This window comes from Microcystis sp. M_OC_Ca_00000000_C217Col (genome assembly GCF_007095585.1).
GTDB classification, from domain to species: domain Bacteria; phylum Cyanobacteriota; class Cyanobacteriia; order Cyanobacteriales; family Microcystaceae; genus Microcystis; species Microcystis panniformis.
In genome coordinates this window covers 1-9,660 of record NZ_SFBV01000182.1, presented here as the reverse complement: position 1 = coordinate 9,660, position 9,660 = coordinate 1, and the positions used below count along the sequence as shown (strand labels likewise).

Below are 9,660 nucleotides of genomic sequence, written 5' to 3'. Positions count from 1 at the left end.
TCTCGCAAAGCTCGTCAGGATTATTATGGCAAAATTACCTTTTCTTTTATTCAGGAGTTTGAGGCTTTCACATAACAGTACTTGTCTTTGTATTGAAAAATGTGTCCGTCAGTCAGGTTGTCACAACTTTACCATTTCATCATCGTGACCCGTTTGATCGATTATTAATTGCTCAAGCGATGGTAGAAAAAATGTCGATTATTAGCGCAGATGAAATATTCGATAGCTACGGAATAAGTAGAATATGGTAGGGTTTTTGTTGCTGTATTTCAAGATGGTTTCCTCTTCGGAGATGGCGATTATATAGTCATTTCAGATAAGTCTGATACACTCTAGACCGGTGAACCCCTTATGAACTCTGGCATTGATATTCTCAATCTTAATTGAAATGACTATAATTCCCACCAGAATTGCTCAAAGTTCTGCCGTAGTTCTGTCCGGTGGCAATCATTGATTTTAACCCGATAATTTAGTCAACAATTCCAAGAGTTTTTGACTATTAGGAGTCAAGAGAGTTCGACGATAGGCATCGGCGGCCTTTTTAATCGCTTCCGCTTGGGTGGGATAGGGATGAATAACAGTAGAGAGTTTACTCAGTCCGATTTTAGCAACCATAGCGGTGGTAATTTCGGAAATCATCTCACCGGCGTGGGAGGCGACGATAGTGGCTCCTAAAATTTGGTCGGAACCTTGTTTGTGAATAATTTTTAAAAAACCGTCCGTTTCGCCATCAGTGATAGATCGATCGACTATACTCAAAGGAATTTTAATAGTATTAGTGACCAATCCCCGGGTCTGTGCTTGGGTTTCATCCATACCCACCCGGGCGATTTCTGGGTCAGTATAAGTGACCCAAGGCATAACTAAATTACTGAGCTTATCGCGTCCGAAACCGAAGGGAGAAAAGAGAGTATTTTTAATCACAATACGGGCGGCTGCATCGGCAGCATGGGTAAATTTCCAATCCATACAGATATCACCGGCCGCATAAATTTTCGGGTTAGTAGTTTGCAGATAATCATTAACTTTGACTCCCCGACGATTATCGTATTCTACGGCCACCGCTTCTAAATTTAATCCTGACAGATTTGGCTCCCGGCCGGCAGCGACTAAAATCTCATCAACGGTGATAGTTGCTCCTTGACCGTTGCTAGTATATTCAATGGTTTTACCCCGCTCATTTTTTGTCACCCGTTCAATTTGGCAAGAGAGAATTAATTGCATTCCTTCCCGCAGGAAAGTATTCTCAATAATTTCGGCTGCTTCTTGGTCTTCTTTATTCAAAAGATGGGAATGATTATGAAATAAAATCACCTGTGCGCCTAACCTTTGAAAAGCTTGGGCTAATTCACAACCAATCGGCCCGCCACCGATAACAGCTAATCGGGGAGGTAATTCTGTTAGGGAAAAAATTGTTTCATTGGTATAAAATCCCGCCGCTTGTAGTCCGGGGATATCGGGATGAAAGGCCCTAGCACCAGTGGCAATAACGGCTTTTTTATAAGTGAGGGTTTTTCCCGCGACTGCCACGGCATTTTGTCCTAAAAAACGAGCGCTACCCAAGAAGACATCGATACCTAGTTTTTGGAAACGTTGCACCGAATCATGAGGGCTAATATCGGCGCGAATTTGCCGCATTCTGGTCATTACTCTGGCGAAATCTACCCTAGTATCCCCAATATTAATTCCTAATTTTTTGGCTTTCTCAATTTCCCCGATAATTCTAGAGGAACGAATCAGACATTTAGAAGGAATACAACCGAAATTGAGGCAATCTCCCCCCATGAGATGTTTTTCCACTAAAGCCACTTTTAAACCTATATCTAAACCCGCAGCCCCCGCCGCTACGACTAAACCCGCAGTACCCGCACCAATGACGACTAAATCATAACAATCTTGGGGTTGTGGATTGAGCCAATCGGCAGGATGAACATAATTAACTAATTTTTGATTATGTTCGTCCATGGGGAGAATATTAACTTCACTGGAGCTATTTTCAAACATATTAGACCTCTTGTAAAAATCAAAAATTGTTGTTAGGGTTAGGAGTCAGTAGCCAGTAGTCAGGATTCAGGATTCAGAATTCAGGATTCAGGAGGCAGGAGTTGAGAGTTGGGGTTTTAGGGAGTTGGGGTTTTAGGGTTTTAGGGTTTTGGGGTTTTAGTTCAATTTCCCCACTTCCCACACCCCACACCCCACTTCCCCAACCCCTGACTGATAAATGATTACTATTCACTGATAACTGATGCCAGGGCCTGACGGGCAATTTTTGTGACGTAGAGGGTGAGAGCAACGGTAGCGATAAAACCGATCAGGCGAATAGTCCATTGTAAAGCTGGGTTAGTGGCTGGTGTTGAGGTGCCGATAGTGGCAAGACTGCCCGCTAAAGAGCCAATATAGACATACATTATCGTCCCCGGAATCATGCCTGCGGAACCTAGTAGATAGTCTTTCAGGGAAACCCCGGTGACACCATAGGCATAATTGAGCAGATTAAAAGGAAATATGGGAGATAACCGGGTTAAAAGCACTATTTTTAGGCCTTCTTTCCCCACAGCTTCATCGATAGCTTGAAATTTATTATTACCTTGAATTTTTTCCGCCACCCAACCCCTAGCCAAATAACGTCCCACCAGAAAAGCGGCAGCGGAGCCGATAGTTGCCCCGATAAAGACGTAAAAAGAGCCTAAAACCAGGCCAAAAACCACACCAGCCCCGAAAGTCAGGATTGAACCGGGAAAAAAGGCCACAGTAGCTAGAATATAGATAATTATAAACGCGATCGCTCCCACAGACCCCAAACTATCCACCCAAGTTAAGGCATTGAAAAGAATAGTTTGAGGATTAAAACCGGTGGAGGCACTGGATTCGAGGGCAAAAGCGGGGGGAGTAGTCAGGAGAAAAGTGCCGCTAAAGGCGATTAGCAGCGGCAAATAACGGCAAATAACCAGCTTTTTCCAGTTGCTGGACTGGGAAATAATCATCACAAGTCCCTAAAAAGAGAATAAAAGAGAGATTAAACTATAAAAGCGAATTAAATAGAACTAGGGGCTATTCTACCGTAGTTATCATTGTTTAGACCAGAAAGCCAATCCTGAAAATTCCCAGAAAATCCCCCTCTCTGGGAGAAGATAGGACGAGCAACAGCCCGGTAATTTTTGCTGTTTACTTGATAAGCTGAGAGGTATCTTAACTGCCTATCCTTAGATTAGCTAAATCTCCCCTAATCCCTTTACTTTTGCCTCTTGCCCCTTGCAAGAGTGCCTCTTGCCTCATCTCAATAAGCAATTTAAATGCGCGGGCAGCTTATTACACCTTGCCGTCTCTGGGGAAAAAATGTCACAATTAGAAATAATTAGCATTCGATATAGCAATTAATCTATGAAAATCATCCCCAAGGTCAAGGCCCCTACCTTCCTGCAAATGGCACAATGGATCATTAATCCTGTAGCTTTTATGGAAAATGCCGCCCGCAAGCATGGCGATATTTTTAGCACAAAAGTGGGTTTAACTGTAGATAATTTTATCTTTGTCAGTAGTCCTGCGGCCCTACAACAGGTTTTAACTAATGACCGTAAAAAATTTTCGGCACCGGGGGAAGCCAATCGGATTATTGCCCCGATTATTGGTGATTATTCCGTCGTCATGTTAGACGGAGACATCCACAAAAAACGCCGTCAGCTTTTATTGCCACCTTTTCACGGGGAAAGAATGCGTTTCTACGGCGATTTAATCCGCGATATTACCCTAAGAGTAATGGCAGAATTGCCCGAAAATCAACCTTTTAAGGCCCGTTCAGCGACCACAGCAATCGCTTTACAAGTAATTATGGAGGCAGTTTTTGGAATTAGTCAAGGGGAACGTTATCAAACCCTGAAAAAAATTCTGGCTGAAATGCTCGATATATTTAACTCTCCGGTGATGGCTTCTTTGCTATTTTTCCCAATTTTGCGGGCTGATTTGGGTGCTTGGAGTCCCTGGGGAAAATACCAGCGTTCCCAAGAAAAAATTGATGATATTATCTATACAGAAATTGCCGAAAGAAAAGCTAATCCTAACCCCAATCGCACCGATATTTTATCACTACTGATGTCCGCCCAGGATGAAGAAGGCAACCCAATGAGCGATAAGGAATTGCGCGATGAATTAATGACCTTATTATTCGCAGGTCATGAAACCACAGCCACCGCTATGTCTTGGGCGCTCTACTGGACTCATCGCTATCCAGAAATTCAAGCAAAAATTCTGCAAGAAATAGCCACTTTAGGAGATAATCCTAACCCCATTGACATAACTCGATTACCCTATCTTTCGGCGGTTTGTTCGGAAACTTTACGCATTCATCCCGTGGCAATGTTAACTTTTCCGCGAGCAGTGGAAGAACCAGTAGAATTAGATGGTTATCCTTTAGAAAAAGGGACAATTCTTATGGGTTGTATTTATCTAGCTCACCACCGCGAGCAAACTTTCCCCGATTCCCATACTTTTAAACCGGAACGCTTTTTAGAAAAACAATTCACCCCCTACGAATATATGCCTTTTGGTGGTGGAGCGCGTCGTTGTATCGGGGAAGTTTTAGCTATCTACGAGATGAAAATCGCTATCGCCACAATTTTGGCTAATTATCAGTTAACTCTAGTTAATAATACCCCCGAAAAACCCAGTCGTCGCGGTGTCACCCTTGCTCCCTCGCGAGGAGTTCCCATGGTCTTAAAAGGACGACGGGAACCTCTGGTTACTGCCCGGATGCTCGCCGAAATTTCTTAAAAAAACTGACAAACTATTGTACAATCAGAGTTGTGGTATCCCATATCATAACTCTGTTTTTTTGTCAATAAAATTGGGGATAATTATGGTCTTAATTCGTTTAGCTAAATCTTGGCAAATTTCCGAAAATGAAGTTACTTCCGAAAGTGTTTATTTTAACCGTCGTCGCTTTTTACAGGGGTTAATCGGGACAGGAATTGCGGGGAGTTCCCTATTATTAACTGCTTGTGGTAAATCCTCCTCCTCGGAAGCTTTAGAAAAAAGTTTGCAATTACCTAAAATTGCAGGGTTCAGCAAAAATCCGCAGTTTTTAACGGTAAATCGCCCCATAGTTGCCGAAACTGTAGCTGGGAAATATAACAATTTTTATGAGTTCGGAGGGGGGAAAAATATCTGGTTAAAAGCGCAGAAATTACCGACGAATCCCTGGACGGTAGAAGTGGGAGGATTGGTAAAAAATCCCCAAACCTACGATATAGATACTATTAAAAAAACCTTTCCTCTCGAAGAAAGAATCTATCGTTTTCGTTGTGTAGAAGCTTGGTCAATGGTGTTACCTTGGCTAGGTTTTCCCATGAGTGCTTTAATCGCGGCAGTGGAACCAAAACCCGAAGCAAAATTCGTCCGTTTCACCTCCTTTTATGATCCCGAAATTACCCAGGGGCCAGGATTACATTTAGGAGCCTTACCCTGGCCCTATGCAGAAGGTTTAAGAATTGAAGAAATGGCCAATGAATTAGCTTTCTTTGCCGTGGGAATTTTCGGTCATGATTTACCCAAACAACACGGCGCACCCTTGCGAATGGTTATTCCTTGGAAATACGGTTTTAAAGGAGCAAAATCAATAGTAAAAATTGAATTTACCGCCAAACAACCCGCCACCTACTGGAACACAATTGACGCTCATGAATACGATTTTGAGGCTAATGTAAACCCCAGTAAACCCCATCCCCGTTGGTCGCAAGCAACGGAGAAATTTATCGGCAGTAGAAGTGATTTATCTTGGGAAATTATCGAAACTCTGCCCTATAATGGCTACGGTGAATATGTGGCTAGTTTATATAGTTAAGTTTGATAATTATCCCCATTTATTCAGTTTAACTAAGTATCTATGGACAATAAAACTCTGTACGAAGAAGACTTTTATCTCTGGATTAGAACTACTATTAATCAACTGCAAGCCAGACAGTTTGAACGGGTAGATTTAGAGAATTTACTGGAGGAATTAGCAAGTATGGGAAGGAGTGAAAAACGCAAAATCGAAAATCTTTTGATTCAATTGCTGGTACATTTGCTGAAACTAACCTACTGGACAGGAGAAAAAGCTAGAAATGAGGGTCACTGGAAAGGGGAAATTAGAAACTTTCGCCGACAAATAATCAAAGAAGTTAAAGATAGCCCTAGTCTCAAACCCTATCTTTTGGAAATCTTTGAGGAATGCTATCAATTTGCTAGAAAAGATGCTAGTGATCGCTCTCAATTACCCCTCGATACTTTCCCCGCTATTCCCCTTGGTTCCCTTGAACAAATTCTCGATGAAGATTGGTTTCCCACTAATAACCATGAGTAATATATAGAGGTCAATTATGGATAATAAAACCCTGTACGAACAAGACTTTTATCTCTGGATTAGAACTACTATTAATCAACTGCAAGCGAGACAGTTTGAGCGGGTAGATTTAGAGAATTTACTGGAGGAATTAGCAAGTATGGGAAGGAGTGAAAAGCGCAAAATCGAAAATCTTTTGATTCAATTACTGGTACATTTGCTGAAACTAACTTACTGGACAGGAGAAAGAGCAAGAAATGAGGGTCACTGGAAAGGGGAAATTATCAACTTTCGCCGACAAATAATCGAAGAAATTAAAGATAGCCCTAGTTTGAAACCCTATATTCTGGAAATCTTTGAGGAATGCTATCAATTTGCTAGAAAAGAGGCTCAAGTTAGAACTCAATTACCTCTTGATACTTTCCCCCCTATTCCCATTGGTTCCCTTGAACAAATTCTCGATCAAGATTGGTTTCCCACTAATAACCACGAGTAATATATAGAGGTAAATTATGGATAATAAAACCATGTACGAAGAAGACTTTTATCTCTGGATTAGAACTACTATTAATCAACTGCAAGCGAGACAGTTTGAGCGGGTAGATTTAGAGAATTTACTAGAGGAATTAGCAAGTATGGGAAGGAGTGAAAAGCGCACAATTAAAAGTCTGTTAACCCGATTATTAGAACATTTACTTAAGCTCAAATATTGGGCGGCAGAAAGAGAGAGAAACGAAGGTCACTGGAAGGGAGAGATTAGAACTTTTCGTCTCGATATATTAGATGAACTTAAAGATAGTCCTAGTCTGAAACCTTATCTTTTGGAAATTTTTGATGAATGTTATCTTTCAGCCCGAAAAAATGCCAGTGACCGCTCTCAATTACCCCTCGATACTTTCCCCGTTATTCCCATTGGTTCCCTTGAACAAATTCTCGATGAAGATTGGTTTCCTGCGGGCGATAATCTGGAAATATAGCCATCAGTTAGACTGCTCCATACTGCTCTAACAAAAAACAACTATCTCCCGATAGCGATCGCTAAAGGTCGAATAATTATAAATTTTTTTCAAGGGGTGCGGTCAGATCGAAGAATCATTGCTAGAATGAGCCTAATTGTCAGAAATTTAGTTAAACAAGGTTTTTGGCAATATGCTAATCTGGCTAACACGCTTTTGGGTGTGATATAGGGAAAAGTTCTGGCAATCGCGCCTAAATAGAGTGTTATACAGAAAGTTTCCGCATAATATGTAGTTAGGCAGATGCAATCCAATGTGTATCTTTTCTCACGACGTTCAACAGGTGTCCAACACGAAGATCTACGCTCGCCTGAATGGCGACCGTCAGCACTTAGTGTATGAGATGCGCCTAACGTCGGAATCCGACGTGGCGATGATCCTCCCGTTGCCAACTCAATTGCCGAGTACGGACCAAGTAAGTTTCGTAAACCTTTCTGGTTACGACGGCTTTTTTCGCGACATGGATCGATGCTTCCCGCAGCCGCTGGAAATGCGTAGCAAAGGCGTCGCTGTCGCGAGAGCGAGTCCTAGAAATCTCATGGTTCATCGAGTTGGCGCGTTTGACGCTTCGTTCGTACCCGCACTCGCGGATTTTCACAGACTTGATCTTCGATTTCGCCTTCCAGAGGATGTTTGGAAACAGCTGCCGCTTTACAGTGACTTTGGTTTTGCCGTCTTTCAGCTTCGATCTGGAGACATGCGGATCCATCCCATGGCATTGTCGTTTAGGACGCGGAATTCAACGGCCCTTTTCTTCCCGACTGCCCACGTCCATGATGGAAGCGTTCATCCCGTGGCGCAATTCGATCACTCCCTTTACGCACAGGCGGAGCGTCCCAATAACGTCGGAATCCGACGTGGCGATGATCCTCCCGTTGCCAACTCAATTGCCGAGTACGGACCAAGTAAGTTTCGTAAACCTTTCTGGTTACGACGGCTTTTTTCACGACATGGATCGATTTCTGAATGGGTGCACGGGTCAGTCCTGCCTTGCGACGTTATGAACTTCGGCAACTCTATCATGTCAGATAAGACGAAGGGTCTCGTTGATCCACTGACGCCTGTTGCCCGCTGCAAGTTGGCTGGCCCATTGCCAAACCGGGATACCTGGCTACCTGTGTAACCGCTGGCTAACCAACCGATCGTTGCAGCTGCCGATGCCGCGAGCGTCACTTTGCTCCTAGACATGGCAGTGCGATGCCGAAGGCACTGCGTAGCAGTACGCAATCGCCGTAGGGTGCGTTCCCTAATGTGGCTCCTACTGCTCCAGCGATCGATTTTGGGGAACGCACCATGCACATTAATTGAAGCTGTGGTCTAAATTTGATCGCCGATCTTGTAGTACGGGGCCTGGTGATACTGAATTGCCAGATATTGGAGTTCACTACTGGCTAGATGCAGGAACGAGGCTGAAATACATTTTGAAAGTCTGGGTTGAGGATTAAAGAGCTTGCGAATTAGTAGTCAGGGTGGGCGTTTGCTCACCTTGCTTTTTCATGCGGTAATATGGAATGAGATGGTGAAAGACTGAGACTATAGCTATGACGCTCGCATCTAATGGAAAAACTGATATCATTCGTACAGAGCGAGGACTGACAATCGCAGGAACCCGCATCACCCTCTATGATGTAATGGATTATGTGACTGCTCAATATCCACCTAAGTTCATTCAGGGATTATTTGATCTGACGGAAGAGCAAATTAACGCTGCCCTGGCTTATATTGAGGCTCATCGTGCGGATGTGGAAGCTGAGTACCAGCAAGTTCTCAAAGAAGCTGAAGAACTCCGACAATATTATGAAGAGCAAAATCGTGAGCGAGTTGCCCGTATTGCTGCGCAACCACCTAAGCCAGGCTCCGAGGCTGCTTGGGAAAAGCTTCGAGTGGCTAAGGCAAAGCGTGAGTCGAAAGTATGATTTTTTTGATTGATCACAATCTCAAAGGTCATGCCTTGGTTTTCTTTGGTGCGATCGCAACTCAGGGCTGGCTTGATATCGTCCCGATGCAGTTCGTCACCTTTGCAGAGATGGATTTGTCGATCAACAGTGATGACAGGACGGTTTGGCGACTTGCTCAAGAGAATCAGATGATTTTGCTTACCGCTAATCACAGTATGGAAGGGAAAGATTCCCTAGAGCAGGTCCTGCGTGAAGAAAATACCTCAGAGTCATTGCCTGTGATCACCGTTAGCAATGCTGATCGGCTTTTGATTGACATCCTCGCCGCCCTAAAAGTGCGGCGATTCCTAAACCTCACGATTTAAGTTTCTGCTTCCACCACCGTCGCATACCACAGTTAAAAAACCATGTACTGTCTTACACAGAGTCC

10 protein-coding genes are annotated in these 9,660 nt (G+C 43.4%); 7 read left to right on the top strand and 3 right to left on the bottom strand.

Annotated elements, in window-relative coordinates; all coding sequences use genetic code 11:
* Positions 1-456: 456 nt before the first annotated feature.
* Both EWV66_RS10675 and EWV66_RS10670 read right to left on the bottom strand, forming a co-directional pair.
* Positions 457-2,004 carry a mercuric reductase gene (locus EWV66_RS10675; protein ID WP_052277666.1) on the bottom strand — a complete coding sequence of 516 codons (1,548 nt, stop codon included), beginning with the start codon at positions 2,002-2,004 and terminating at the stop codon, positions 457-459.
* Between the two features lie 224 nt (positions 2,005-2,228).
* Positions 2,229-2,984, bottom strand: coding sequence for a TVP38/TMEM64 family protein (locus EWV66_RS10670; RefSeq protein ID WP_052277667.1), 756 nt, complete (start codon positions 2,982-2,984; stop codon positions 2,229-2,231).
* Positions 2,985-3,381: 397 nt separating this feature from the next.
* Between EWV66_RS10670 and EWV66_RS10665 the strand changes: the two genes are divergently transcribed.
* The 5 genes from EWV66_RS10665 (at position 3,382) to EWV66_RS10645 (ending at position 7,293) form a co-directional block, all read left to right on the top strand.
* The gene (locus EWV66_RS10665; RefSeq protein WP_185237599.1) at positions 3,382-4,767 is read left to right on the top strand and encodes a cytochrome P450; all 1,386 of its coding nucleotides are present in this window, start codon (positions 3,382-3,384) and stop codon (positions 4,765-4,767) included.
* Positions 4,768-4,852: 85 nt separating this feature from the next.
* Positions 4,853-5,836 (top strand): protein-methionine-sulfoxide reductase catalytic subunit MsrP, encoded by a 984-nt coding sequence (gene msrP, locus EWV66_RS10660; protein ID WP_287108375.1) that lies wholly within the window; start codon positions 4,853-4,855, stop codon positions 5,834-5,836.
* A gap of 42 nt (positions 5,837-5,878) precedes the next feature.
* Entirely contained in the window at positions 5,879-6,337 is a 459-nt protein-coding gene (locus EWV66_RS10655; protein WP_287108374.1) for a DUF29 domain-containing protein, read from the top strand.
* A gap of 16 nt (positions 6,338-6,353) precedes the next feature.
* Positions 6,354-6,812, top strand: coding sequence for a DUF29 domain-containing protein (locus EWV66_RS10650; RefSeq protein WP_072926600.1), 459 nt, complete (start codon positions 6,354-6,356; stop codon positions 6,810-6,812).
* 16 nt (positions 6,813-6,828) lie between these two features.
* Positions 6,829-7,293, top strand: a complete 465-nt coding sequence (locus tag EWV66_RS10645) for a DUF29 domain-containing protein (protein ID WP_024969050.1) — start codon at positions 6,829-6,831, stop codon at positions 7,291-7,293.
* A gap of 575 nt (positions 7,294-7,868) precedes the next feature.
* Here EWV66_RS10645 and EWV66_RS10640 read toward each other — a convergent pair.
* The gene (locus EWV66_RS10640) at positions 7,869-8,051 is read right to left on the bottom strand and encodes a hypothetical protein (protein WP_002758344.1); all 183 of its coding nucleotides are present in this window, start codon (positions 8,049-8,051) and stop codon (positions 7,869-7,871) included.
* Positions 8,052-8,873: 822 nt separating this feature from the next.
* Here EWV66_RS10640 and EWV66_RS10635 point away from each other — a divergent pair.
* Both EWV66_RS10635 and EWV66_RS10630 read left to right on the top strand, forming a co-directional pair.
* Complete coding sequence (locus tag EWV66_RS10635; protein ID WP_052277673.1) at positions 8,874-9,248, top strand: DUF433 domain-containing protein; 375 nt, start codon at positions 8,874-8,876, stop codon at positions 9,246-9,248.
* Positions 9,245-9,595: a hypothetical protein gene (locus EWV66_RS10630; RefSeq protein ID WP_052277674.1), complete on the top strand. Its 351-nt coding sequence runs from the start codon at positions 9,245-9,247 to the stop codon at positions 9,593-9,595. Before EWV66_RS10635 ends, EWV66_RS10630 begins: the two co-directional genes overlap by 4 nt.
* Positions 9,596-9,660: the final 65 nt, after the last annotated feature.